The organism is [Enterobacter] lignolyticus SCF1, from assembly GCF_000164865.1.
Lineage (GTDB): Bacteria > Pseudomonadota > Gammaproteobacteria > Enterobacterales > Enterobacteriaceae > Enterobacter_B > Enterobacter_B lignolyticus.
Window position 1 is genome coordinate 1732937 of record NC_014618.1, and the last position, 26349, is coordinate 1759285.

Consider the following 26349-nt stretch of genomic DNA (forward strand, 5'->3'; position numbering starts at 1 on the left):
GCCGAAATCCCTATAATTGCCGCGTTTGACGCTCCGGCGTCACCCTTCCTACTCATCCAGGTTAATCAGGTCGCAAAAATTTATGACTGATAAGTCCCATCAGTGCGTCATTATAGGTATTGCCGGCGCATCGGCTTCAGGTAAAAGTCTCATCGCCAGTACGCTTTACCGCGAATTACGTGAACAGGTCGGCGATGCACACATTGGTGTGATCCCTGAAGACAGCTATTACAAAGACCAGGGCCATCTGTCGATGGAAGATCGGGTTAAAACCAACTACGACCACCCGAGCGCCATGGACCACAGCCTGCTGTTTCAGCACCTGCAGATGCTCAAGCGCGGCGAGGCGATTGAGCTGCCGGTCTACAGCTACGTTGAACACACCCGCACGCAGGAAACCGTGCACATCGAGCCAAAGAAGGTCATTATCCTCGAAGGGATCCTGCTGCTGACGGATGCGCGTCTGCGCGAAGAGATGAATTTCTCTATTTTTGTCGACACCCCTCTGGATATCTGCCTGATGCGCCGTATTAAGCGCGACGTTAACGAACGCGGGCGCTCGATGGATTCAGTGATGTCGCAATACCAGAAAACGGTGCGTCCGATGTTCCTGCAGTTTATTGAGCCTTCGAAGCAGTACGCCGATATTATCGTGCCGCGCGGCGGTAAAAACCGTATCGCTATCGATATCCTGAAAGCTAAGATTAGTCAGTTTTTTGAATAATTTCCCTGAATTAGGTACTGTGCAAACACGGCTTGCCGCCTGATGGCGCGCGAGCGTGGTGCATAATAAGGAGAAAGCGCATGCGTCTGTGTGACCGAGATATTGAAGCCTGGCTGGATGAAGGCCGTCTGACGATTACCCCACGCCCCCCGGTGGAGCGTATTAACGGGGCGACGGTGGACGTTCGCCTTGGTAATAAATTTCGCACCTTCAGCGGCCACACAGCGGCGTTTATCGATCTGAGCGGGCCAAAAGCCGAGGTCAGCGCGGCGCTGGATCGGGTGATGAGCGAAGAGATCGTGCTCGCCGACGGCGACGCCTTCTATCTTCACCCGGGCGAGCTGGCGCTGGCGGTGACCTATGAATCGGTCACGCTGCCGGCGGATCTGGTCGGCTGGCTGGACGGCCGCTCTTCGCTGGCGCGTCTTGGGCTGATGGTACACGTTACCGCGCACCGTATTGACCCCGGCTGGTCCGGCTGCATCGTGCTCGAGTTTTACAACTCCGGCAAGCTGCCGCTGGCGCTGCGCCCGGGAATGCTTATCGGCGCGCTGAGCTTCGAGCCGCTCTCCGGTCCGGCGGCGCGTCCCTACAACCGCCGTGAAGACGCGAAATACCGCGATCAGCAGGGCGCGGTTGCCAGCCGTATCGATAAAGACTGAGTGGACTGACGTCGAGGGTGCCATGAGACGATTTCTGACGACGCTGATGATTTTGCTGGTGGTCATTGTTGCCGGCCTCTCGGCGTTGGTGCTGCTGGTCAATCCGAACGAATTTCGCGATGGAATGGTCAAACAGGTGGCGTCCCGCAGCGGCTACCAGCTCAGGCTGGACGGTCCGTTGCGCTGGCACGTCTGGCCGCAGCTGAGCATTCTTTCCGGGCGTATGACGCTGACCGAACCGGGCGCCAGCGCGCCGCTGGTGCGGGCCGACAATATGCGCCTCGACGTTGCGCTGCTGCCGCTGCTTTCGCACAAGCTGCAGGTCGACAAAGTGATGCTCAAAGGCGCGGTCGTCGAGCTGACGCCGCAGACCGAAGCGGTGAAAGACAGCGCGGCGCCGGTCGGGCCGAAGGACAGCGATCTGCCGCGCGTCAACACCGGCGGCGGCTGGTCGTTTGATATTTCCCGTCTGCAGGTGGCCGACAGCGTGCTGGTGTTCCAGCATGCGAACGATGAGCTGGTGACCGTGCGCAATATCCGTCTGCAAATGGAACAGGATGCGCAGCACCAGGCCACCGTTGAGTTCAGCGGCAGGATGAACCGCGATCAGCGCGACTGGGCGCTGTCATTCACCGCCCTGGTCGACGGCAGCCGTTACCCGGATAACCTCTCCGCAACCTTTAGCAAGATGAACTGGACGCTGCAGGGCGCGGGGCTTCCTGCGCAGGGTATCAGCGGTCAGGCCAGCTTCGAGGCCGCCTGGAAAGAAGCGCAGAAGACGTTAAGCTTCAGCCAGCTTGCGCTGACGGCCAACGACAGCGTGCTGCGCGGCGAAGGCCATGTGCTGCTGGGTGATACGCAGCCGCAGTGGACGCTGAATCTGCAGGCCGACAGGCTCGATCTCGATAACCTGCTGGGGCAGGACGCGCCTGCGGCCGCCGCGGCGGCCAGCCCGCAGGGGCAGACCCCGCCGCCGCGCCAGCAAAGCCCGGTGATTGCGGATAACGACACCCGGCCAGACTACAGCAACCTGCGGGGCTTCAGCGCCGATCTGCTGCTGAAAGCCGGTCAGGTTACCTGGCGCGGTATGAATTTCAGCAACGTCAGCGCGCAGGCCAGCAACCAGTTTGGTCTGCTGACGATAAGCCAGCTGCAGGGGGCGCTTGACGGCGGCCAGATGTCGCTGCCCGGCACGCTGGACGCCCGGGGCGCTGAACCTGCGGCAAACTTCCAGCCGAAGCTGGATAACGTTGAAATCGGCGCTATCCTTAAGGCCTTCGATTACCCTATCAATCTGACCGGCAGGCTGTCGCTGAGCGGCGATTTTTCCGGTCAGAAAATCGATGCCGACAGTTTCCGTCGCGACTGGCAGGGGCAGGCGCATCTTGAGCTGCGCGACTCCCGGGCGGAAGGGCTTAACTTCCAGCAGCTGGTGCAGCAGGCGGTTGAACGCAGCACCAACGTGAAGGCCAAAGAGAGCTTTGACAGCGCCACCCGGCTGGATCTGTTCGCCTGCGATATGTCTCTCGACGGCGGCGTGCTCGACCTGAATAACATGACGGGGCAGTCTTCAATGCTGGCCCTCGACGGCGCCGGTTCGCTCGATCTGATAAAAGAGCAGGGCGATATGCGCTTTAACGTGCGCGTGCTGGAGGGCTGGGAGGGCGACAGCAACCTGGTCGCCGTGCTGAAGAAGACGGCGGTTCCGCTGCGGGTTTATGGCCCGTGGGAGTCGCTGAGCTACAGCCTGCAGGTAGACCAGGTGTTGCGTAAACAGCTTCAGGATGAGATGAAGCGCCGTCTTAACCAGTGGGCCGACCGCAACCAGAACGACCAGAACAGTAAGGATCTGAAAAAGCTGCTGGATAAGCTCTGACGCGCCACTGTCTTTTGCCGGGCGGATGTATACCGCCCGGCTTTTTATTGCCTGCCGCCGCTAAATATCATAATTTAATTACGGAATACACGGGAGTAATATTAATCCTTGCCTAAGGATTATCTCATAAATATCCCGTGGCGTAATTATCTGTCTTATTTCCCCGTGATGTATTATTCCTGGCGACATCGCTTGGTTAATTATTTGAAATTTCATGCCTGCGTTGCATGTCAATATAAAGAAACTCCTAAAATCAATGTCGTGTGACTGCTAATATTATTCTTAAAAGTACATGGCATACGGTTTGCCAACTTGCCTGTCATTCTCTTAGCTGCAACAATCCTTTCGCAATCCAAAATTAAATAGCCGTCGTACGGCGCAATAAATAATGAATCGTCATTCGTGCTGAATGCCTTGCGCGCCATAGTCTGCGTGGTTCACCTGTCACTCAATGATGAGACAGTACGCTGGTAGCTGAGAGCCAGGGGCGGTAGCGTGCCTGCAGGCGTAATAATAAGCCCGATTATTCTGTCAATAGCCTGTCGATGAATGAATAATTTTTAGGACTGATGCCAGTTATATTATGCGGAGATTAACGGCATGCTCAATGTAAATACCCTGGAGGAATATGATTCTATTTTATTCGTTCAGGATAATTTCTCTGCCAAAGTGATAAATAGTCAATGATGAAATCCAAACTCAAATTGATGCCATTATTGGTGTCTGCCGCCCTGATGAGTGGCTGCACGGTTCTGCCTGGCAGCAATATGTCGACCTTCGGCAAAGATGTGGTGAAACAGCAGGACGCTGATTTCGACATTGACCGAATGGTGAATGTTTATCCGCTGACCCCGCGACTGATTGAACAACTGCGCCCGCGCCCGAATGTGGCGCAGCCGAACGCGTCGCTGGATCAGGCGTTAAGCAATTATCAGTATCGCGTGGGGCCTGGGGATGTGCTGAGCGTGACGGTCTGGGATCACCCGGAGCTGACGACCCCCGCAGGCCAGTACCGCAGCTCCAGCGATACCGGCAACTGGGTGCAGCCGGATGGCTCGATTTTCTATCCCTACATCGGCCGCGTGCCGGTCGCCGGCAAGACGCTGGGGGAAATCCGCAGCGCCATTACCGGCCGCCTGGCGGCGTACATCACCGACCCGCAGGTCGACGTCAACGTCGCCGCCTTCCGCTCGCAAAAAGCCTATGTCTCAGGCCAGGTCAACAAATCCGGCCAGCAGCCGATCACCAACGTGCCGCTGACGGTACTCGACGCCATCAACGCGGCGGGCGGCCTGACCGATCTTGCCGACTGGCGCAATGTGGTGCTGACCCACGATGGCCGCGAGCAGCGCATCTCTTTGCAGGCGCTGATGCAAAACGGCGATCTCAGCCAGAACCGCCTGCTGTATCCGGGCGACATTCTGTTCGTGCCGCGCAATGACGATCTGAAGGTCTTCGTCATGGGCGAGGTGAAAAAGCAGAGCACCCTCAAGATGGACTTCAGCGGTATGACGCTGACCGAGGCGCTGGGACAGGCGGAAGGCATCGACCTGACGGCCTCCGACGCCAGCGGCATCTTCGTGATCCGTCCGATCAAACATGACGACAAGAGCGGCAAGATTGCCGACGTTTACCAGCTGAACATGTCCGATGCGACTTCGCTGGTGATGGCGACCAACTTTGTGCTGCAGCCGTATGACGTGGTGTATGTGACCACCGCGCCGGTGACGCGCTGGAACCGTCTTATCAACCAACTGCTGCCGACCATCAGTGGCGTTCGCTACATGACGGACACGGCGAAAGAAATCCATACCTGGTAACACGCCATGTTTAACAAAATTCTTGTGGTTTGCGTTGGCAATATCTGCCGCTCCCCAACCGCGGAGCGGCTGCTGAAAAACTATCTTCCGTCGCTGACCGTCGAATCGGCCGGGCTGGGGGCGCTGGTGGGTAAAAGCGCCGACGACAGCGCGATGCGCGTCGCGGCGACCCACAACCTGTCGCTTGAAGGGCACTGCGCCAGGCAGGTCTCCAAAACGATGTGCCGCGAATACGACCTCATCCTGACGATGGAGAAACGCCATATCGCCAGGCTGTGCGAGCTGGCGCCGGAGATGCGCGGGAAGGTCATGCTGTTCGGCCACTGGGACGATGAGCGCGAGATCCCCGATCCGTATCGTAAAAGCCGCGACGCTTTTGAAGCCGTTTACCACTTACTCGATCAGTCCGCGCTCCGCTGGGCGCAGGCGCTGAAAGTGCAGCAGGGATAACAATGACAGATAACGTAAAACCGATGGTCTCACCTGCCGCGGGCGGTGATGAAATCGATATTGGCCGCCTGCTCGGCACGGTAATCGAGGCGAAATGGTGGGTGCTTGGCATCACCGCGGCGGCGGCTGCGCTGTCGGTCATCTATGTACTGTTCGCCACGCCCATCTACAGCGCGGACGCGCTGGTGCAAATTGAGCAGAACACCAGCAGCTCGCTGGTACAGGATCTGAGCTCGGCGCTCAGCAACAAGCCGCCGGCCGCAGATGCGGAGATTCAGCTAATCCAGTCGCGGATGGTGCTCGGGAAAACGGTAGAAGACCTCAACCTTGACATCGCGGTGACCAAAAAAACCTTGCCGCTGCTCGGGGCCGGGTGGGAGCGGCTGATGGGGCGGGCGAACGAGTCCGTGACCGTTACGGGCTTCACGCTGCCCGCCGGAATGAAGGACCAGATCTTTACCCTCGAGGTTCTGGGGCCGACGCAGTATCAGCTCACCAGCGACGGCGGCTTTAGCGCCCGCGGCCAGGTCGGCCAGGTGCTGAACAAAAGCGGCGTTGCTCTGCTGGTCGGCGCCATTAACGCCCGGGAGGGCGGTGAGTTCATCGTGACCAAATACTCGACGCTCGGCATGATAAATACCCTGCAAAATAACCTCACCGTGACGGAAAACGGCAAGGATACCGGGGTGCTGAACCTGACCTATACCGGGGAGGACAGGGACCAGATCCGCGAGATACTCAACAGCATTACCCGCAACTACCTTGCGCAAAACGTCGAGCGCAAATCGGAAGAGGCGGCGAAAAGCCTGGCCTTTCTCGCCAGACAGCTGCCGGAAGTGCGCAGCCGTCTGGATATCGCTGAGAACAAACTTAACGCCTACCGCCAGCAGAAGGACTCGGTCGATATGTCGCTGGAGGCGAAGTCGGTGCTTGATTCGATGGTCAACATCGACGCCCAGCTTAACCAGCTGACCTTCAGCGAAGCGGAAATTTCCAAGCTGTACACCAAAATTCACCCGGCCTACCGCACGCTGCTGGAAAAGCGCCGCACCCTGGAAGAAGAAAAAGCCAGGCTTGCTAAACGCGTTACCGCCATGCCGCAAACCCAGCAGGAAATTGTGCGCCTGACGCGGGACGTGGAGTCCGGCCAGCAGGTCTATATGCAGCTGCTGAATAAGCAGCAGGAGCTGAAGATTCAGGAGGCGAGCACGGTGGGTGACGTGCGTATTGTCGACCAGGCCATCACCCAGCCGGGCGTGCTGAAGCCGAAGAAGGCGCTGATTATCCTCGGCGGCATGATTCTCGGCCTGATGCTGTCGATTGTCGGCGTGCTGCTGCGTTCGCTGCTCAACCGCGGCATTGAAAGCCCGCAGGTGCTCGAAGAGCAGGGCATTAACGTCTACGCCAGCATTCCGCTCTCGGAATGGCAGAAGAAGCGCGATCAGGTGAAAACCGTGAAGGGCGTGAAGCGCTATAAGCAGAGCCAGCTGCTGGCGGTCGGCAACCCGACCGACCTCGCCATTGAGGCGGTGCGCAGCCTGCGCACCAGCCTGCACTTCGCCATGATGCAGGCCGCCAACAACGTGCTGATGATGACCGGGGTCAGCCCGTCGATCGGCAAAACCTTTGTCTGCGCCAACCTGGCGGCCGTCATCGGCCAGACCGGCAAGCGCGTGCTGCTGATCGACTGCGATATGCGCAAGGGCTACACCCACGAGCTGCTCGGCACGGACAATGACAACGGGCTGGCGGAGGTGCTGGTCGGGAAAGCGGAGATAGCCCAAAGCGTCAGGCCGACCTCGGTCAACAATGTTGACCTCGTGCCGCGCGGGCAGATCCCGCCGAATCCCTCCGAGCTGCTGATGAGCGGGCGTTTCGCCGAACTGGTGACGTGGGCCAGCGAACGCTATGACCTGGTGCTTATCGATACCCCGCCGATTCTGGCGGTCACCGATGCCGGCATCGTCGGGCGTCATGCCGGCACCACGCTGATGGTGGCGCGCTACGCGGTGAACACCCTCAAAGAGGTGGAAACCAGCCTGAGCCGCTTTGAGCAGAACGGCATCCCGGTAAAAGGCGTGATCCTCAACTCTATCTTCCGCCGTGCCTCCGGCTATCAGGATTACGGTTATTACGAGTACGAATACAGGTCTGACAGCCAATAATGACGGAAGGTCTCCTATGGTAACTCACGAACATCCGCTGATTTCCATCTATATGCCCACGTGGAACCGACAGCAGCTGGCCATTCGCGCGATTAAATCCGTATTGCGCCAGGACTACCCGCACTGGGAACTGTGGGTGGTGGACGACTGCTCCACCGCCTGGGAGCAGCTGCGGCAGTTTATCGATGGGCTTAACGATGCGCGCGTGCGCTATACCCGCAACACCCGCAACGGCGGTGCCTGCGCGGTGCGCAATCAGGCGATTTTGCAGGCCTCCGGCCAGTTTATTACCGGCATTGACGATGACGACGAGTGGACGCCGAACCGCCTGTCGGTGTTCCTGGCGCACCGCCAGCAGCTCCAGCACCACGCGTTCCTGTATGCCAATGACTACGTCTGCGAAGGGGAGGTCTATTCGCAGCCCGCGAGCCTGCCGCTGTACCCGAAATCACCCTATTCGCGCCAGCTGTTCTACAAGCGCAACATCATCGGCAACCAGGTCTTTAGCTGGGCGTGGCGCTTCAAGGAAAGCCTGTTTGATACCGAGCTTAAGGCCGCCCAGGACTATGACATTTTCCTGCGGATGGTGGTGGCCTACGGCGAACCGTGGAAAGTTGAGGAGGCGACGCAAATTCTGCACATTAACCACGGCGAGATGCAGATAACGTCGTCGCCGAAAAAGTTCTCCGGCTACTTTCAGTTTTATCGCAAACACAAAGCCAAATTCGACCGCGCCAGCAAAAAGTACCAGCTGTTTACGCTCTACCAGATCCGCAACAAGCGCATGAACTGGCGCACGCTGCTGACGCTGCTTTCGCTGCGTAACGGCAAGCGGCTGGCCGACGGCCTGCGGGGGAAATGATGCTCGACGATTTACGCGCCAACCGCTGGAGCCTGCGGCCCTGCTGCATGGTGATGGCTTACCGTATCGCCCATTTTTGCTCCGTGCGGCGCAAGAAAAATATCCTCAACAACCTGTGGGCCGCGCCGCTGCTGGTGCTGTACCGGCTGGTGACGGAGTGTCTGTTCGGCTATGAGATTCAGGCCGCCGCGACCATCGGCCGCCGCTTCGTTATCCATCACGGCTACGCCGTGGTGATCAATAAGAACGTGGTGGCCGGAGATGATTTTGTTATCCGCCACGGCGTGACTATCGGCAACCGCGGGGCGGGGAATCTGGCCTGCCCGGTTATCGGCAACAGCGTCGAACTGGGCGCCAACGTGGTGATGATTGGCGATATTCGTATCGGCCATAACGTCTGCGTCGGCGCGGGCAGCGTGGTGCTGGACAGCGTACCGGACAATGCGCTGGTGGTGGGAGAGAAAGCGCGAGTGAAGGTGATGAAATGAATATTCTGCAATTTAACGTCCGCCTGGCGGAGGGCGGGGCGGCAGGCGTGGCGCTTGACCTGCATCAGCGGGCGCTGCAGCACGGGCTGTCATCGCGCTTTGTGTACGGCTACGGCAAAGGCGGCGGCAAAAGCGTCAGCCACGACCGCTATCCGCACGTTATCAAACATACCGCGCGGGCGACCTCAATGGCGAATCTGGCGCTGTTTCGGCTGTTTAACCGCGATCTGTTCGGCAATCTCAACGGCCTGTGGCGGACCGTCGCCCGCACGCCAGGACCGCTGGTGCTGCATTTTCATGTGCTGCACAGCTACTGGCTGAACCTCGATGAGGTGGTGGAGTTTTGCCATCGCCTGCGGGCGCAGCGGGACGATGTCCGCTTTGTCTGGACCCTGCACGACCACTGGAGCGTGACCGGGCGCTGCGCGTTTCTCGACGGCTGCGACGGCTGGCAAAGCGGCTGCATGAAGTGCCCGACGCTGAGCAACTATCCGCCGGTCCGCATCGATCGCGCGCGTCAGCAGGTGGGCGGAAAACGCCAGCTGTTTCGCGAGATGCTGGCGCTGGGCTGCCGGTTTATTTCGCCGAGCCAGCACGTGGCGCAGGCCTTTAACCGCCTTTACGGCGAAGGGCACTGCCAGATTGTGAATAACGGTATCGACGTGGCGACCGAGGCGATTTTAAGCGAGCTGTCGCCGCAGGCCGCGACGGGCCAGACGCCGAAAATCGCCGTTGTGGCTCATGACCTGCGCTACGACGGTAAAACTGACCAGCAGCTGGTGCGGGATATTATCGCGCTGGGCGAGGCGGTGGAGGTGCATACCTTCGGCAAGTTTTCGCCGTTTACCGGCCGCAACGTGGTGAATCACGGTTTTCTGACCGACAAACGCCAGCTGATGAATGCGCTGAACCCGATGGACGCGCTGCTGTTCAGTTCCCGGGTCGATAACTACCCGCTTATCCTCTGCGAAGCGCTCTCCATTGGGGTGCCGGTGCTTGCCACGCCGAGCGATGCCGCGCGGGAGGTGCTGGAGAAATCCGGCGGCCGTACGGTGGCGCGCGAGGAGGTGCTGGCGCTGGCGCAGCTGCCGAAAGCGCAGATTGCGCAGGCCGTCTTCGACACCACGCTGGCGGCGTTTCATCAGCGCAGCCGCCAGGCCTACAGCGGACAGCAGATGCTGGAGGAGTATGTCTCGTTCTATCAGAATCTGTAGCTATCTGCTGCTGCCGTTAATCTACCTGCTGGTTAACGTCAAAATCGCTCAGCTGGGGGAAAGTTTTCCCATCACTATCGTGACCTTTCTGCCGGTGCTGCTGCTGCTGTACGTCGAGCGCATCAACCTGAAAAAGCTGATGATTGCGCTCGGCGTCGGCGGCGGGCTGACGCTGTTTAACTACGTTTTCGGCAAGTCGCTTGACGCCGGTAAGTACGTCACGTCGACGATGCTGTTTGTCTATATCGTGATAATTATCGGGATGGTGTGGAGCATTCGCTTTAAGACCATTTCGCCGCATAACCACCGTAAAATCCTGCGCTTTTTCTATGCGGTGGTCGCGCTGGTGGTGATGCTGGCGGCAGCCGAAATGGCGCAGATTATCCTTAGCGGCGGCAGCAGCCTGATGGAAACGATTTCGAAGTTTCTGATTTACAGCAACAGCTATGTGCTCAACTTTATCAAGTTTGGCGGCAAGCGAACCACCGCGCTTTATTTCGAGCCGGCGTTCTTCGCTCTGGCGTTAATCTCAATTTGGCTCAGTATCAAACAGTTCGGTATCAAAACAGCGAAAACCGATGGTATGATTCTGGCAGGGATAATACTGTCGGGTTCCTTTTCCGGAGTAATGACCTTTATCTTATTTTATTTGCTGGAGTGGGCCTTTCAGTATTTGAATAAGGAGGCGATCAGGAAAAAGCTGCCGTTGGCAATTATCTCATTTGCGGTTTTTTTAGTCGGCGTGGTGTTTGCCTTTCCGTATATTTCTGAGCGGCTTGGCGACCTCGGTACGGAAGGATCATCATCGTACTACCGAATTATTGGTCCGCTGGTGATGGTGGGTTATTCGTTAACCCATATTGACGGGGTGGTGCGCTTTGGCTCGCTGTATGAATATGTTGCGTCATTCGGAATTTTTAACGGTGCCGACGTCGGTAAAACTATAGATAATGGACTGTATCTGTTAATTATCTATTTCTCATGGTTCGCCGTATTGCTTACGCTGTGGTATCTGTTGAAAGTGGCGAAGATGACAATTAACGCGTTTGGCAATAACCAGAATTTTGGTGTGCAGCTGTATTTGTTTTTTCCGGTGTCGCTGTTCTTTACCGGTTCTATTTTTAGCCCAGAATATGCTTTTTTAATTGTCTGTCCGTTTATTCTGCGTAAAGCGCTGAAGATAACGCACAGCGAATGAGGTGGAAAATGCTGCTAAGCGTGATTACCGTTGCATTTCGTAATTATGACGGCGTGGTAAAAACCTGGCAATCGCTGGCCCATCTGGCGCGCGATCCGCGTATCGAGTTTGAGTGGATTGTCGTCGACGGCGCGTCGGGCGACGGTACCGAGGAATTTCTGCAAGGATGCGGCGGCGAGTACCGTCTACGCTACGTCTGTGAGAAGGATAGCGGCATCTACGACGCCATGAATAAAGGTATCGCGATGGCCCAGGGCCGCTTTGCGCTGTTCCTCAACTCCGGGGACGTGTTCCATCCGGATGCGGCGCAGGTGGTGTCGCAGCTGGCGGCGAAAAATAACCGCACGATGGTGATTGCCGATGCGCTGCTGGATTTTGGCGATGGCCATAAACGCCGCCGGAAGGCAAAACACGGCTGGTATATTTATCACAGCCTGCCGGCCAGCCATCAGGCTATCTTTTTCCCGCTCAGTGGGATCAGAAAATATCCATACGATCTGCGCTACCGCGTTTCTTCTGATTATGCGCTGGCGGCCAGAATGTATAAGTCAGGGTATCGCTTCACGCGTATTAAAGGCCTGGTTTCGGAATTTTCCATGGGCGGCGTATCAACCTCCAATAATCTACAGCTGTGCCAGGATGCCAGAGCCGTGCAGCGTAATATTTTACGTATGCCCGGGCTGTTAACGGAATTGTCTTATTTATTACGTTTACGTACTACCGGTAAAGCAAAAACCTTATACAACAAAGCCTGAATATACGAGTGGATTATGCAGGAATTAAGCGGATTCTCGGTGCCCAAAGGGTTTCGGGGCGCTGGGGGTATTAAAGTACAGCTATGGTGGGCGGTGCAGGCAACCTTATTTGCCTGGTCGCCACAAATACTGTACCGCTGGCGCGCTTTTTTATTACGCCTGTTCGGCGCGCAGCTGGGAAAAAATGTGGTGATCCGCCCATCGGTCAAAATTACCTACCCATGGAAGTTAACGCTTGGCGATTATGCGTGGGTGGGGGATCACGCCGTTTTATATTCTTTAGGCGATATCACCATTGGCCGTAATTCCGTGGTGTCGCAGCAGTGTTATTTGTGTACCGGCAGCCACGACTACCGCAGTGCGCATTTTGATATTACCGCTGCGCCGATTGTTATTGGCGATAAATGCTGGCTGGCGACCGATGTTTTTGTCGCGCCCGGGGTCACGATTGGCGATGGCACAGTGGTCGGCGCGCGCAGCAGCGTATTTACATCGTTACCGGCAAACGCGATTTGCCGGGGTAATCCCGCAGTGGTGACGCGCGAACGCGTGGAATCCGTAAACATTGAGGAACAGAAACATGACTAAAGTCGCTCTCATCACCGGCGTAACCGGACAGGATGGCTCCTACCTGGCAGAACTGCTGCTGGAAAAAGGGTATGAAGTTCACGGTATTAAGCGTCGCGCCTCCTCGTTCAACACTGAGCGCGTGGACCACATTTATCAGGATCCGCATACCAGCAACCCGAAGTTTCACCTGCACTACGGCGACCTGACCGATACCTCCAACCTGACGCGTATTTTGCGCGAAGTGCAGCCGGATGAGGTGTACAACCTGGGCGCGATGAGCCATGTGGCGGTCTCCTTTGAGTCACCGGAGTATACCGCGGACGTTGATGCCATCGGCACCCTGCGTCTGCTGGAGGCGATCCGCTTCCTGGGGCTGGAGAAGAAAACCCGCTTCTACCAGGCCTCGACCTCCGAGCTGTACGGTCTGGTGCAGGAAATTCCGCAGAAAGAAACCACGCCGTTTTACCCGCGCTCACCGTATGCCGTCGCCAAGCTGTACGCCTACTGGATAACCGTCAACTACCGCGAGTCCTACGGGATGTACGCCTGCAACGGCATTCTGTTCAACCATGAGTCGCCGCGCCGCGGCGAAACCTTCGTGACCCGCAAGATAACCCGCGCTATCGCCAATATCGCCCAGGGGCTGGAGAAGCGCCTGTACCTCGGCAACATGGACTCCCTGCGCGACTGGGGCCATGCCAAAGATTACGTAAAAATGCAGTGGATGATGCTACAGCAGGCGCAGCCGGAGGATTTCGTTATCGCCACCGGCGTGCAGTACTCCGTACGCCAGTTTGTAACGATGGCGGCGGCGCAGCTGGGCATTAAGCTGCGTTTTGAAGGCACAGGCGTGGACGAAAAGGGCATTGTGGTGTCGGTGACCGGTCATGACGCGCCGGGGGTGAAGCCGGGCGATGTGATGGTGGCGGTCGACCCGCGCTATTTCCGTCCGGCGGAGGTGGAAACGCTGCTTGGCGATCCGACCAAAGCGCACGAAAAGCTGGGCTGGAAGCCGGAAATCACGCTCCAGGAGATGGTCAGCGAAATGGTGGCAAAAGACCTTGAGGCGGCGAAAAAACACTCGCTGCTCAAATCCCACGGCTACGAGGTGGCCATCGCGCTGGAGTCTTAATTCATGACCAGACAACGTATTTTTGTGGCGGGCCACCGGGGCATGGTGGGCTCGGCCATCGTCCGCCAGCTTGAACAACGCGATGACGTTGAGCTGGTCCTGCGCAGCCGCGAGCAGCTCAACCTGCTTGACGCCAGCGCGGTGAACGCCTTTTTCGCCGAACAGCGCTTCGACCAGGTGTATCTGGCGGCGGCAAAAGTAGGGGGGATCGTCGCCAACAACACCTACCCGGCGGACTTCATCTACGAGAACATGACCATCGAGTGCAACATCATTCACGCGGCGCATATGAACAACGTGAATAAGCTGCTGTTTCTCGGCTCGTCGTGCATCTACCCGAAGCAGGCGTTGCAGCCGATGGCGGAGAGCGCGCTGCTGCAGGGCACCCTGGAGCCGACCAACGAGCCGTACGCCATCGCCAAAATTGCCGGTATCAAGCTGTGCGAGTCCTATAACCGTCAGTACGGCCGCGATTACCGTTCGGTGATGCCGACCAACCTGTACGGCCCGCACGACAATTTCCATCCGAGCAACTCGCATGTGATCCCGGCGCTGCTGCGCCGCTTTCACGAGGCGGCGCAGAATAACGCCGCCGACGTGGTGGTGTGGGGCAGCGGCACGCCGATGCGCGAGTTCCTCCATGTCGACGATATGGCGGCGGCAAGCATTCACGTCATGGAGCTTGATCGCGAGGTGTGGCAGGAAAATACCCAGCCGATGCTGTCGCATATTAACGTCGGCAGCGGTGTGGACTGCACCATTCGCGAGCTGGCGCAGACCATTGCGAAGGTGGTGGGCTTTAAGGGCCGGGTGGTGTTTGACGCCTCAAAACCCGACGGTACGCCGCGCAAGCTGCTGGACGTGTCGCGTCTGCACCAGCTTGGCTGGTACCACGAGGTGACGCTCGAAGCCGGGCTCGCCAGCAGCTACCGGTGGTTCCTTGAGAACCAGCACCGTTTCCGGGGGTAACCATGTTTCTGACGCCAGAGGATTTTGCCGCCGTGGTTCGTACCACTCCGCTTGTTGCCATCGATTTGATCGTAGAGAACGAGGCGGGCGAATTTCTGCTCGGAAAGCGCAACAACCGTCCGGCGCAGGGCTACTGGTTCGTGCCGGGCGGGCGTATTCAGAAAGACGAACCGCTCTCTGCGGCTTTTGCCCGCCTGACGGAGGCAGAGCTGGGGCTGCGTCTGCCGATGTCAGCCGCCCGCTTCCACGGCGTCTGGCAGCACTTTTATGACGATAACTTTTCCGGCGACGCATTCTCCACCCACTACGTGGTGCTGGGGTTTCGCCTGCGGGTGAACGCGCAGGCGCTGGCGCTGCCGGACGCACAGCACAACGACTACCGCTGGCTTACGCCGCAGGCGCTGCTGGCGGCGGAGCAGGTGCACGATAACAGCCGCGCCTACTTCCAGGCGGAGCAGCGCGCAGAGGCGCCTGGCCTATGAAGATCCTGGTCTACGGTATCAACTACGCGCCTGAGCTGACCGGCATCGGCAAGTATACCGGCGAAATGGTCGAGTGGCTGGCGCGGGAAGGTCACGAGGTGCGGGTGATCGCCGCGCCGCCTTACTACCCGGAATGGGCGGTGGGCGAGCGCTACAGCGCCTGGCGCTACCGCCGGGAGGACGGAGCGGCGACCGTCTGGCGCTGCCCGCTGTACGTACCGAAACGGCCGTCGACGCTCAAACGGCTGATCCACTTAGGCAGCTTTGCGTTGAGCAGCTTTTTCCCGCTGATGGCCCAGCGTCGCTGGAAGCCGGATCGCATCATCGGCGTGGTGCCAACCCTGTTTTGTACGCCGGGGATGCGCCTGCTGGCGAAGCTTTCCGGCGCCCGTACCCTGCTGCATATCCAGGACTACGAAGTAGACGCCATGCTGGGTCTCGGCATGGCGGGGGCAGATAAAGGCGGCAGGTTTGCGAAGCTGGCCGCGGCGTTTGAGCGCAGCGGACTGCACAACGTCGACAACGTCTCCACCATTTCGCGCTCGATGATGAAAAAGGCGCAGGAAAAAGGGGTGGCGGCGGAGAAGCTGATTTTCTTCCCCAACTGGTCCGAAGTGGCCCGCTTTCGCGAGGTCAGCGCTGGCCAGGTCACGGCGCTGCGCGCCCGGCTGGGGCTGCCCGAGGAGAAAAAAATCGTCCTCTATTCGGGCAACATCGGGGAAAAGCAGGGGCTGGAAAACGTCGTCGATGCCGCCGCTTTGCTACAGCATCAGCCGTGGCTGTTCGTGATTGTCGGCCAGGGCGGCGGTAAGGCGCGTCTTGAAAAAATGGTCAGCGAGCGGGGGTTACGCAACGTGTTGTTCTTCCCGCTGCAGCCGTATGACGCGCTGCCCGCGCTGCTGAAACTGGGCGACTGCCACCTGGTTATCCAGAAGCGCGGCGCGGCGGACGCCGTGCTGCCTTCGAAGCTGACCAACATCCTCGCCGTGGGCGGCAACGCGGTGATCACCGCCGAGCCGCAGACCGAGCTCGGCCAGCTTTGCGCCGACCGCCCGGGCATTGCGGTCTGCGTGGCGCCGGAGTCGGTCGCGGCGCTGGTCGCAGGTATTGATGCCGCGCTGGCGCTGCCGCGCGAAAACCGGCTGGCGCACGAGTATGCCCGGAGCACGCTCGAAAAAGAGAGCGTGCTGAAACAATTTATTGCTGATATTCGGGGTTAGAACATGAGTCAATCACAATTATTCCCGGTAGTAATGGCCGGAGGCTCCGGCAGCCGTTTGTGGCCGCTGTCCCGGGTACTCTATCCCAAGCAGTTTTTGTGCCTGAAGGGCGATCTGACCATGCTGCAGGCGACGGTGAACCGCCTGAACGGCGTGGAGTGCGAAAGCCCGGTGGTTATCTGCAACGAGCAGCACCGCTTTATCGTCGCCGAACAGCTGCGCAAGCTCAATAAGCTGACCGAGAACATCATCCTGGAGCCCGCCGGGCGCAATACCGCACCGGCCATTGCCCTGGCGGCGCTGGCGGCGAAGCGCCGCAGCCCGGACAGCGACCCGCTGATGCTGGTGCTGGCGGCGGATCACGTCATTCAGGACGAGGCGGCGTTTCGCCGCGCGGTGCGCGAGGCGGTTGCCTTCGCTGAGAGCGGCAAGCTGGTGACCTTCGGCATCGTACCGGACCTGCCGGAGACCGGCTATGGCTATATCCGCCGCGGCCAGGCGTGCCCCGGAGAAAACGACGCGCTGGCCTTTGAGGTGGCGCAGTTTGTCGAAAAACCGAATCTGGAAACGGCGCAGGGCTATGTCTCCAGCGGCGAATATTACTGGAACAGCGGGATGTTCCTGTTCCGCGCCGGTCGCTATCTGGAAGAGCTGAACAAGTTCCGCCCGGACATTTTCTCCGCCTGCCAGCAGGCGATGAGCGTGGTCGATCCGGACCTGGATTTTATCCGCGTGGACGAGGCGGCGTTTCTCGCCTGTCCGGAGGAGTCGGTGGACTATGCGGTGATGGAGCGCACCGCCGATGCGGTAATGGTGCCGATGGACGCGGGCTGGAGCGATGTCGGCTCCTGGTCGTCGCTGTGGGAAATCAGCAACCATACGGCGGAAGGCAATGTGCACCACGGCGATGTCATAAGCCACAAAAGCGAAAACAGCTATGTGTACGCCGAGTCGGGGCTGGTGACCACCGTTGGGGTGAAAGATCTGGTGGTGGTGCAGACCAAAGACGCGGTGCTGATTGCCGACCGGCATGCGGTGCAGGATGTCAAAAAAGTGGTGGAGCGCATCAAAGCCGACGGCCGCCATGAGCATCACGTTCATCGTGAAGTGTACCGGCCGTGGGGGAAATATGACTCCATCGATTCCGGCGAACGCTACCAGGTTAAACGCATCACCGTGAAGCCGGGGGAAGGGCTTTCGCTGCAGATGCACCATCACCGCGCCGAGCACTGGATCGTGGTTGCCGGTACCGCCAAAGTCACCATCAGCGATGAGGTGAAGCTGCTGGGGGAGAATGAGTCGATTTACATTCCGCTTGGCGCGACGCACTGCCTGGAGAACCCCGGCAAAATCCCGCTCGACCTGATCGAAGTCCGTTCCGGGTCGTATCTCGAAGAAGACGACGTTGTGCGTTTTGCGGACCGCTACGGCCGCCTTTAGTTTCTGATGAAAAAAACACCAATTATGGCCTCGGCAGCGGGTCAGGGCCGACTGCTGCCTGAAGAAGGGGATAACGTGGAAAAATTAACCTGTTTTAAAGCCTATGACATCCGCGGCAAGCTCGGGGTTGAGCTGAATGAAGACATCGCCCGGCGAATCGGGCGCGCTTACGCCGCATTGCTGAAGCCGCAAACCGTGGTGCTGGGCGGCGACGTTCGCCTGACCAGCGATGCGCTGAAGGCGGCGCTGGCGGACGGGCTGCGCGACGGCGGCGTCGACGTGCTGGATCTCGGCATGTGCGGCACCGAGGAAATCTACTTCGCGACCTTCCACCTCGGCGTGGACGGCGGTATCGAGGTTACGGCCAGCCACAACCCGATGGATTATAACGGCATGAAGCTGGTGCGTAAGGGGGCGCGGCCGATCAGCGGCGATACCGGGCTGCGGGATATCCAGCGCCTGGCGGAAGCCAACGACTTCCCGCCGGTGGATAACGCGGCGCGCGGCAGCTACCGGACGCTGGCGCTGCGCGACGCCTATATCGACCATCTGCTGGGCTATATCAGCCTCGGCAACCTGAAGCCGCTGAAGCTGGTGATTAACGCCGGTAACGGCGCCGCCGGTCCGGTGGTGGACGCGCTGGAGGCGCGCTTTAAGGCGCACCGCGTGCCGGTAACCCTCGTGAAGGTGCACAACGCGCCGGACGGCACTTTCCCCAACGGCATTCCTAACCCGCTGCTGCCGGAGCGTCGCGACGATACCCGCAACGCGGTTATCGAACACGGCGCCGATATGGGCATCGCCTTTGACGGCGATTTTGACCGCTGTTTTCTGTTTGACGAAACCGGACAGTTTATCGAGGGGTATTACATCGTCGGCCTGCTGGCCGAGGCCTTCCTCGAAAAGCAGCCCGGCGAGCGCATTATTCACGACCCGCGTCTGTCATGGAACACCGTCGACGTCGTGCGGCGCGCGGGCGGAACGCCGGTGATGTCGAAGACCGGACATGCGTTTATCAAAGAGCGCATGCGCGAGGAAGATGCCGTCTACGGCGGGGAAATGAGCGCGCATCACTATTTCCGCGATTTTGCCTACTGCGACAGCGGCATGATCCCGTGGCTGCTGGTGGCGGAGCTGCTGTGCCTGAAGGGGAAAACTCTCGGCGAGCTGGTTCGCGACCGGATGGCGGCGTTTCCGGCGAGCGGTGAAATCAACAGCACGCTGGCGGAACCGGCGCGGGCGATTGCCCGTGTGGAACAGCACTTCGCGCCGCACGCGCTCGACGTCGATCGCACCGACGGCATCAGCCTCTCCTGGGACGACTGGCGTTTTAACCTGCGTTCTTCCAATACCGAACCGGTGGTGCGCCTCAACGTTGAGTCGCGCGGCGATGTGCCGCTGATGGAAGCCCGAACACAGGACATCCTGGCGCTGCTCAACCGGGCGGATTGACCTAACACAGGAACCACGATGACGACTCTGACAACGCGCGAACGAGCCAAAACGAACGCATCGTTAATCTCCATGGTGCAGCGATTTTCCGACATTACCATTATGTTCGGTGGGCTGTGGGTGGTCTGCAAGGGCGCTGAGTTACCGTTCTTATACCTGCATCTGCTGATGGCCCTGCTGACGCTGGTGGTCTTTCAGATGATTGGCGGGATGACGGATTTTTACCGCTCCTGGCGCGGTGTGCGCATTAATACCGAACTGCTTTTGCTGCTGCAGAACTGGACCCTGGCGCTGATTTTCAGCGCCGGGCTGCTGGCGTTTAACGACGATTTTAACAACAGCGCGACGGTGTGGCTTGCCTGGTATGCCCTCAGCACCTGCGGGATGGTGGGATGCCGCATCTTTATCCGCTCTACCGCCGGCTGGCTGCGTAACCGCGGCTACAACACCCGCCGCGTCGCCGTCGCCGGAAATTTGCCCGCCGGGCAGATGCTGCTGGAAAGCTTTCGTAACCAGCCGTGGCTAGGCTATGAGGTGGTGGGGGTTTATCACGATACCCCGGGCGCGAAGGCGGTGGGCGATTATCAGCAGCTTATCGATGACGCCCGGGCGGGGAAAATCCATAACGTGTATATCGCGCTGTCGATGAAGGAGGAAGCCTGCATCAGAACGCTGGTCCGCGAGCTGGCGGATACCACCTGCTCGGTCATTCTTATCCCGGATGTCTTCACCTTCAACATTCTCCACTCCCGCATCGATGAGGTAAACGGCGTACCGGTGGTGCCGCTGTACGACACGCCGCTGTCGGGGATCAACCGGGTGATCAAGCGCCTCGAAGATATCGTGCTGTCGTCGTTCATTCTGCTGCTGATCTCGCCGGTGCTGGTCTGTATCGCGCTGGCGGTCAGGCTCACGTCGCCCGGACCGGTTATTTTCCGCCAGACCCGCTACGGCATGGACGGTAAACCGATCATGGTGTGGAAGTTTCGCTCGATGCGGGTGATGGAAAACGACAGGGTGGTGACGCAGGCGACGCAAAACGACCCGCGCGTTACCCGGGTCGGCAGCTTCCTGCGCCGCACCTCTCTTGACGAGCTGCCGCAGTTTATCAACGTGCTGACCGGCGGGATGTCTATCGTCGGACCGCGTCCGCACGCGGTGGCGCACAACGAGCAGTACCGGCAGCTGATCGAAGGCTACATGCTGCGCCATAAGGTGAAGCCGGGCATTACCGGCTGGGCGCAGATCAACGGCTGGCGCGGCGAGACCGACACCCTGGAGAAAATGGAAAAACGCGTCGAGTTTGACCTCGAGTACATCCGCGAGTGGAGCCTGTGGTTCGATATCCGCATTGTTTTCCTGACGATTTTCAAAGGCTTTGTCAACAAAGCGGCGTACTGAGGACACACCATGAGCCTGAGAGAAAAAACCATCAGCGGCGCGAAGTGGTCCGCTATGGCGACGCTTGTCATCATCAGCCTGGGGCTGGCGCAGATGACGGTGCTGGCCCGCATTATCGACAATCACCAGTTCGGCCTGCTGACCGTCTCGCTGACGATCATCGCGCTGGCGGATACGCTATCTGATTTTGGCATCGCCAATTCGATTATCCAGCGTAAAGACATCGGCCAGCTGGAGCTTACCACGCTCTACTGGCTGAACGTGGGGCTGGGCGTGGCGGTGTTCGCGGCGGTATTTTTGCTGAGCGATGCTGCCGCCGCGGCGCTGCATAACCCGGATCTGGCGCCGCTGATGCGCGCCCTCGCGTTTGCCTTTGTGGTTATCCCGCACGGCCAGCAGTTTCGCGCGTTGATGCAAAAAGAGCTCGAATTCAACAGGATTGGCATGATTGAGACCTCCGCGGTGCTGGCGGGGTTTACCTTCACCGTGGTCAGCGCCCATTTCTGGCCGGTGGCGATGACGGCGATCCTCGGTTATCTGGTCAACAGCGCCGTCCGTACGCTGCTGTTCGGCTGGTTTGGCCGCAAGATTTATCGTCCGGGATTCTCGTTTTCGCTGCACTCGGTCTTAGCGAACCTGCGCTTTGGCGCGTGGCTGACGGCGGACAGCATCATTAACTACGTTAATACCAACCTGTCCACGCTGGTGCTGGCGCGGATCCTCGGCGCCAGCGTCGCCGGGGGCTATAACCTGGCCTATAACGTGGCGGTGGTGCCGCCGATGAAGCTCAACCCGATCATCACCCGCGTGCTGTTCCCGGCGTTTGCCCGCATCCAGGACGATACGCAGAAGCTGCGGGCGAATTTTTACAAGCTGCTGTCGGTGGTCGGCATTATCAATTTCCCGCTGCTGCTGGGGCTGATGGTGGTGAGCGATAACGTGGTGCCGCTGGTGTTTGGCGAAAAATGGCGCAGCATCATCCCCGTGCTGAAGCTGCTGTGCGTGGTCGGACTGCTGCGCGCCGTCGGCAACCCGATTGGTTCGCTGCTGATGGCGAAAGCCCGCGTCGATATCAGCTTTAAATTCAACGTCTTCAAAACCTGCCTGTTTATTCCGGCGATTATCGTCGGCGGCCAGCAGGGCGGGGCCATCGGCGTGACGCTCGGCTTCCTGCTGGTGCAGATAATCAACACCATCCTGAGCTACTTCGTGATGATAAAGCCGGTGCTCGGCTCCAGCTACCGTGAATACATTCTGAGCCTGTGGCTGCCGCTTTACCTGTCGCTGCCGACCCTCGCGGTCAGCCAGGCGCTGGGAATGGCGCTGAGAGGCTATCTGCCGCTCGGCGCGCTGCTGGCGGCGCAGATTGCCGCCGGCGCGCTGGCGTTCGCGCTGACGATAGTGCTGTCGCGCCACCCGCTGGTGGTGGAGATAAAGTGCCAGCTGTGCCGCAGCGAGAAGATGAAAACGCTATTGCGGGCAGGCTAGCCGCCGCCCCCGTGCCTGCAAACCCCTTTCAAGAGGTTATTATGAAATTATTGATTCTTGGCAACCATACCTGCGGAAACCGCGGCGACAGCGCCATTTTGCGCGGCCTGCTGGATGCCATTCATACGCTTGAGCCGGACGCCGACGTCGACGTCATGAGCCGCTATCCGGTGAGCTCCTCCTGGCTGTTGAACCGCCCGGTGATGGGCGACCCGCTGTATGCGCAGATGAAGCGGCACAATACCGCCGCGGGCGTGATGGGGCGCGTGAAGAAGGCGCTGCGCCGCCGCTATCAGCACCAGGTGCTGCTGTCGCGGGTGACCGACACCGGCAAGCTGCGCAATATCGCCATCGCCCAGGGGTTTACCGATTTTGTTCGTCTGCTCAGCCGCTACGACGCCATTATCCAGGTCGGCGGTTCGTTCTTTGTCGATCTCTACGGCGTGCCGCAGTTTGAGCATGCCCTGTGCGCGTTTATGGCGAAAAAACCGCTGTACATGATTGGCCATAGCGTCGGACCGTTCCAGGAGCCGCAGTTTAACCAGCTGGCGAACTATGTGTTTGGCCAGTGCGAGGCGCTGATTTTGCGCGAATCGGTCAGCCTGAACCTGATGCAGCGCAGCGACATTACCACCCGGCGGGTTGAGCAGGGGGTGGATACGGCCTGGCTTGTCGACCACCACGACGGTGATTTTGTCGCCAGCTATGCGGTGAACCACTGGCTGCAGCAGATTGCGAAGCGCAAAAGCGTGGCGATCACCCTGCGCGAGCTGGCGCCGTTTGATAAGCGGTTGGGTACGACGCAGCAGGCCTACGAGCAGGCGTTCGCGGAGGTTGTGAACCGGATTATTGCGGCGGGCTACCAGGCGATAGTCCTGTCAACCTGCACCGGCATCGACAGCTATAACAAAGATGACCGCATGGTGGCGCTCAGCCTGCGCCAGTACCTGAACGACCCGGCGCAGTATCACGTGGTGATGGATGAGCTTAACGATCTGGAGATGGGCAAAATTCTTGGCGCCTGCTGCCTGACGGTCGGCACGCGTCTGCATTCGGCTATTATCTCGATGAACTTCGGCACGCCGGCCATCGCCATTAACTATGAGCACAAGTCCGCCGGGATTATGCAGCAGCTCGGCATGCCGGAGATGGCGATCGACATTCACCATCTGCTGGATGGCAGCCTGAGCGACATGGTGACGGATACGCTGGGGCAGCTGCCGGCGATTAACGACCGCCTGCGCGCTGCGGTGAAGGCCGAGCGAGAAAATGGTATGCAGATGGTAAGTTCGGTGCTGCGCCGGGTCGGGGAGGGGCAATGAAGGTCGGCTTCTTTCTGCTGAAATTCCCTCTCGCCTCGGAAACCTTCGTGCTGAACCAGATTGTGGCGTTTATCGAGATGGGGCACGAGGTGGAGATTGTCGCCCTGCAAAAAGGCGATTTGACCCATACCCATGAGGCTTTTACCCGCTATGCTCTGGCAGAGAAAACGCGCTGGCTGCAGGATGAGCCTGCCGGAAAAGCGGCAAAACTGCGTCGGCGGGCGTTTGCGACGCTCCGGGGGCTTGGGCGGCGATCCACCTGGCGGGCGCTGAGCATCAGCCGTTACGGCGATGAGGCCCGCAACCTGATCCTGTCGTCGATTTGCGCCAGCCTCGGCGCGCCGCTGACGGCCGACGTGTTTATCGCCCACTTTGGCCCGGCCGGGGTGACGGCCGCCAAACTGCGCGAGCTTGGCGCGGTCCGCGGCAAACTCGCCACGGTTTTTCATGGGATTGATATCTCAAGCCGCGATGTGCTGCGCCGCTATACCGCGGAGTACCAGCAGCTGTTTCGTCGCGGCGACATGATGCTGCCCATCAGCGACCTGTGGGCGGCGCGACTGCGCGCTATGGGCTGCCCGGAGAGCAAAGTGGCGGTTTCCCGGATGGGCGTGAATATGGATAACTTCGCGCAGCGCCCGTTGAGGGCGCCGGGCGAGACGCTGCAGATTATCTCCGTCGCGCGCCTGACGGAGAAAAAGGGGCTGCACGTGGCGATCGACGCCTGTCGGCAGCTGAAGGCGCAGGGCGTACGGTTTCACTACCGCATTCTGGGGCTGGGACCGTGGGAGCGGCGCTTACGTACGCTTATCGAACAGTACCAGTTGGAAGAGGTGGTGGAGATGCCGGGATTCCGGCCGAGCCACGAAGTGAAGGCGATGCTGGAGGCGGCGGACGTGTTCCTGCTACCGTCGATAACCGGGGCCGATGGCGATATGGAGGGGATCCCGGTGGCGCTGATGGAGGCGATGGCGGTGGGGATCCCGGTGGTTTCCACCCGACACAGCGGTATTCCGGAGCTTATCGACTCCGGCGTGTCCGGCTGGCTGGTGGCAGAGAGCGACGCCGCCGCGCTTGCCCGTCAGCTTAGCGAACTCAGCACCGCCGACGTTTCCGGGCTGGGGCCTGTCGTGCAGCGCGCGCGGGAAAAAGTGGAGGCGGAGTTTAACCAGCAGGTGATTAACCGGCGGCTGGCCTGCCTGCTGCAGGCGCTGTAAGGAGCTATATGCAGAAAAAAACGCGTTATCTCACCCGACGTTCCTTTATTGCCGCGGGTTCGGCGCTGGCCGCGCTACCGCTTCTTCAGGCGCCCGCGGCCCGGGCCCTCGGGCGTAGCACCCGCGTGGACATCCGCAGCTACCGTCCCGACGTCGACGTCATCCAGGCCTTTAACCGGGCCTTTGCCGAGGGCGATGTGGTCGATGTGCCGGCGGAGGTGGTGTGTGAAAACATCAATACCGGCATTATCATTCCCCCGGGAAAAACGCTGCGGATTGCCGGCGCGCTGAAAGGCAACGGCCGCGGGCGTTTTGCGCTGCAGGATGGCTGCCGGGTCATTGGCGAAGGTGGGAGCCTGTATAATATCTGCCTCGATGTGCGCGGCTCGGACTGCGTTATCTCCGGCGTGAGCATGAGCGGCTACGGCCCGGTGGCGCAGATCTTTATCGGCGGCAAAGACAATAGCGCGGCGCTGCGCAACCTGACTATCGACAGGATTACCGTTTCCAACGCCAACTACGCCATTCTGCGCCAGGGATTTCACAATGCGCTCGACGGCGTGCGCATCACCAACGGCCGCTTCAGCGACCTGCAGGGCGACGCCATTGAGTGGAACGTGGCTGTTAATGATAACAATATCCTTATCTCTGACCATGTGATCGACAACATCGACTGCACGAACGGTAAAACGAACTGGGGGATAGGCATTGGGCTGGCGGGCAGCACCTACGATAACGGCTATCCGGAGCATCAGGCGGTGAAGAACTTTGTGGTGGCCAATATCACCGGCAGCCGCTGCCGTCAGCTGGTTCACGTTGAAAATGGTAAACACTTTATTATTCGTAATATAACGGCAAAAGATATTACTCCGGATTACAGTAAAAAGGCCGGTATTGATAACGCCACGGTGGCGATATATGGATGTGATAATTTCGTTATTGCTAATGTAAATATGGTTAATAGTGCGGGGATGCTTATTGGCTATGGTGTTATCAAAGGTAACTATTTGTCTATACCGCAGAATTTCACCTTAAGCGATATTCATCTTGATAATACTGCAACGCCGGCCCGGCTGCGTGGAATTCAGATTTCATCCGGCAATACGCCGTCGTTCGTTTCGCTCATCAATCTGGAGCTGAAGCGCGCCTCTTTGGAACTGCATAACAAACCCCAGCATCTTTTTATGCGCAACATCAGGGTGATGCAGGACGCCAGCCGCGGCCCGGCGCTGTCGATGAACTTTGACCTGCGCAAGGACGTTCGCGGCAAGTTCATGGCGCGCGAGGATACGCTGCTGTCGATGGTTGACATCAGTGCGGTGAATGAAAGCGGTCAATATTCCGTCGATATCGACCGGGTAGACCAGCAGACGGTGAACGCCAGTCGGATAAATTTCCACCTGCCGGGAAAATAATTTACGACTATTCCTGAGGCTATGACG

At 59.1% G+C, this 26349-nt stretch carries 23 protein-coding genes; all 23 read left to right on the forward strand.

Annotated features, from left to right (window positions below; all coding sequences use genetic code 11):
* The first annotated feature begins 82 nt into the window (after nucleotides 1-82).
* The 23 genes from udk to wcaM all read left to right on the forward strand — a co-directional run bounded on the left by udk (nucleotide 83) and on the right by wcaM (nucleotide 26322).
* Nucleotides 83-724 carry a uridine kinase gene (udk, locus tag ENTCL_RS08090; protein ID WP_013365629.1) on the forward strand — a complete coding sequence of 214 codons (642 nt, stop codon included), beginning with the start codon at nucleotides 83-85 and terminating at the stop codon, nucleotides 722-724.
* A gap of 80 nt (nucleotides 725-804) precedes the next feature.
* Complete coding sequence (gene dcd, locus ENTCL_RS08095; protein ID WP_013365630.1) at nucleotides 805-1386, forward strand: dCTP deaminase; 582 nt, start codon at nucleotides 805-807, stop codon at nucleotides 1384-1386.
* A 22-nt stretch (nucleotides 1387-1408) separates the two neighbouring features.
* Complete coding sequence (asmA, locus tag ENTCL_RS08100) at nucleotides 1409-3262, forward strand: outer membrane assembly protein AsmA (protein WP_013365631.1); 1854 nt, start codon at nucleotides 1409-1411, stop codon at nucleotides 3260-3262.
* Between the two features lie 683 nt (nucleotides 3263-3945).
* The gene (locus tag ENTCL_RS08105) at nucleotides 3946-5082 is read left to right on the forward strand and encodes a polysaccharide export protein (protein WP_013365632.1); all 1137 of its coding nucleotides are present in this window, start codon (nucleotides 3946-3948) and stop codon (nucleotides 5080-5082) included.
* A 6-nt stretch (nucleotides 5083-5088) separates the two neighbouring features.
* Nucleotides 5089-5532 carry a low molecular weight protein-tyrosine-phosphatase Wzb gene (gene wzb / locus ENTCL_RS08110; protein ID WP_013365633.1) on the forward strand — a complete coding sequence of 148 codons (444 nt, stop codon included), beginning with the start codon at nucleotides 5089-5091 and terminating at the stop codon, nucleotides 5530-5532.
* Nucleotides 5533-5534: 2 nt separating this feature from the next.
* A complete protein-coding gene (gene wzc / locus ENTCL_RS08115) occupies nucleotides 5535-7697 on the forward strand; it encodes a tyrosine-protein kinase Wzc (protein ID WP_013365634.1) in 2163 nt (720 codons plus the stop codon).
* A 16-nt stretch (nucleotides 7698-7713) separates the two neighbouring features.
* Entirely contained in the window at nucleotides 7714-8559 is an 846-nt protein-coding gene (gene wcaA, locus ENTCL_RS08120; protein WP_013365635.1) for a colanic acid biosynthesis glycosyltransferase WcaA, read from the forward strand.
* A complete protein-coding gene (gene wcaB, locus ENTCL_RS08125) occupies nucleotides 8559-9047 on the forward strand; it encodes a colanic acid biosynthesis acetyltransferase WcaB (protein ID WP_125452128.1) in 489 nt (162 codons plus the stop codon). Before wcaA ends, wcaB begins: the two co-directional genes overlap by 1 nt.
* Nucleotides 9044-10261, forward strand: a complete 1218-nt coding sequence (gene wcaC / locus ENTCL_RS08130; protein WP_013365637.1) for a colanic acid biosynthesis glycosyltransferase WcaC — start codon at nucleotides 9044-9046, stop codon at nucleotides 10259-10261. Before wcaB ends, wcaC begins: the two co-directional genes overlap by 4 nt.
* Nucleotides 10236-11459, forward strand: a complete 1224-nt coding sequence (wcaD, locus tag ENTCL_RS08135) for a colanic acid polymerase WcaD (protein ID WP_013365638.1) — start codon at nucleotides 10236-10238, stop codon at nucleotides 11457-11459. The genes wcaC and wcaD overlap by 26 nt, the downstream gene beginning before the upstream one ends.
* Before the next feature lie 8 nt (nucleotides 11460-11467).
* A complete protein-coding gene (gene wcaE / locus ENTCL_RS08140; RefSeq protein WP_013365639.1) occupies nucleotides 11468-12214 on the forward strand; it encodes a colanic acid biosynthesis glycosyltransferase WcaE in 747 nt (248 codons plus the stop codon).
* 15 nt (nucleotides 12215-12229) lie between these two features.
* Complete coding sequence (wcaF, locus tag ENTCL_RS08145; RefSeq protein ID WP_013365640.1) at nucleotides 12230-12802, forward strand: colanic acid biosynthesis acetyltransferase WcaF; 573 nt, start codon at nucleotides 12230-12232, stop codon at nucleotides 12800-12802.
* Nucleotides 12795-13916, forward strand: coding sequence for a GDP-mannose 4,6-dehydratase (gene gmd / locus ENTCL_RS08150; RefSeq protein ID WP_013365641.1), 1122 nt, complete (start codon nucleotides 12795-12797; stop codon nucleotides 13914-13916). Before wcaF ends, gmd begins: the two co-directional genes overlap by 8 nt.
* A gap of 3 nt (nucleotides 13917-13919) precedes the next feature.
* Nucleotides 13920-14885 (forward strand): GDP-L-fucose synthase, encoded by a 966-nt coding sequence (gene fcl, locus ENTCL_RS08155; RefSeq protein WP_013365642.1) that lies wholly within the window; start codon nucleotides 13920-13922, stop codon nucleotides 14883-14885.
* Between the two features lie 2 nt (nucleotides 14886-14887).
* Nucleotides 14888-15367 (forward strand): GDP-mannose mannosyl hydrolase, encoded by a 480-nt coding sequence (locus tag ENTCL_RS08160; protein ID WP_013365643.1) that lies wholly within the window; start codon nucleotides 14888-14890, stop codon nucleotides 15365-15367.
* Entirely contained in the window at nucleotides 15364-16587 is a 1224-nt protein-coding gene (wcaI, locus tag ENTCL_RS08165) for a colanic acid biosynthesis fucosyltransferase WcaI (RefSeq protein WP_013365644.1), read from the forward strand. Before ENTCL_RS08160 ends, wcaI begins: the two co-directional genes overlap by 4 nt.
* A gap of 3 nt (nucleotides 16588-16590) precedes the next feature.
* Complete coding sequence (cpsB, locus tag ENTCL_RS08170; RefSeq protein WP_013365645.1) at nucleotides 16591-18027, forward strand: mannose-1-phosphate guanyltransferase; 1437 nt, start codon at nucleotides 16591-16593, stop codon at nucleotides 18025-18027.
* Between the two features lie 75 nt (nucleotides 18028-18102).
* A complete protein-coding gene (cpsG, locus tag ENTCL_RS08175) occupies nucleotides 18103-19479 on the forward strand; it encodes a phosphomannomutase CpsG (protein WP_044612092.1) in 1377 nt (458 codons plus the stop codon).
* Between the two features lie 18 nt (nucleotides 19480-19497).
* Entirely contained in the window at nucleotides 19498-20880 is a 1383-nt protein-coding gene (wcaJ, locus tag ENTCL_RS08180; RefSeq protein WP_013365647.1) for an undecaprenyl-phosphate glucose phosphotransferase, read from the forward strand.
* Between the two features lie 9 nt (nucleotides 20881-20889).
* Entirely contained in the window at nucleotides 20890-22368 is a 1479-nt protein-coding gene (locus tag ENTCL_RS08185) for an MOP flippase family protein (RefSeq protein ID WP_013365648.1), read from the forward strand.
* Nucleotides 22369-22409: 41 nt separating this feature from the next.
* The gene (gene wcaK / locus ENTCL_RS08190) at nucleotides 22410-23690 is read left to right on the forward strand and encodes a colanic acid biosynthesis pyruvyl transferase WcaK (RefSeq protein WP_013365649.1); all 1281 of its coding nucleotides are present in this window, start codon (nucleotides 22410-22412) and stop codon (nucleotides 23688-23690) included.
* Nucleotides 23687-24907, forward strand: coding sequence for a colanic acid biosynthesis glycosyltransferase WcaL (gene wcaL / locus ENTCL_RS08195; protein WP_013365650.1), 1221 nt, complete (start codon nucleotides 23687-23689; stop codon nucleotides 24905-24907). The genes wcaK and wcaL overlap by 4 nt, the downstream gene beginning before the upstream one ends.
* 8 nt (nucleotides 24908-24915) lie before the next feature.
* The gene (gene wcaM, locus ENTCL_RS08200) at nucleotides 24916-26322 is read left to right on the forward strand and encodes a colanic acid biosynthesis protein WcaM (protein WP_013365651.1); all 1407 of its coding nucleotides are present in this window, start codon (nucleotides 24916-24918) and stop codon (nucleotides 26320-26322) included.
* Nucleotides 26323-26349 lie beyond the last annotated feature (27 nt).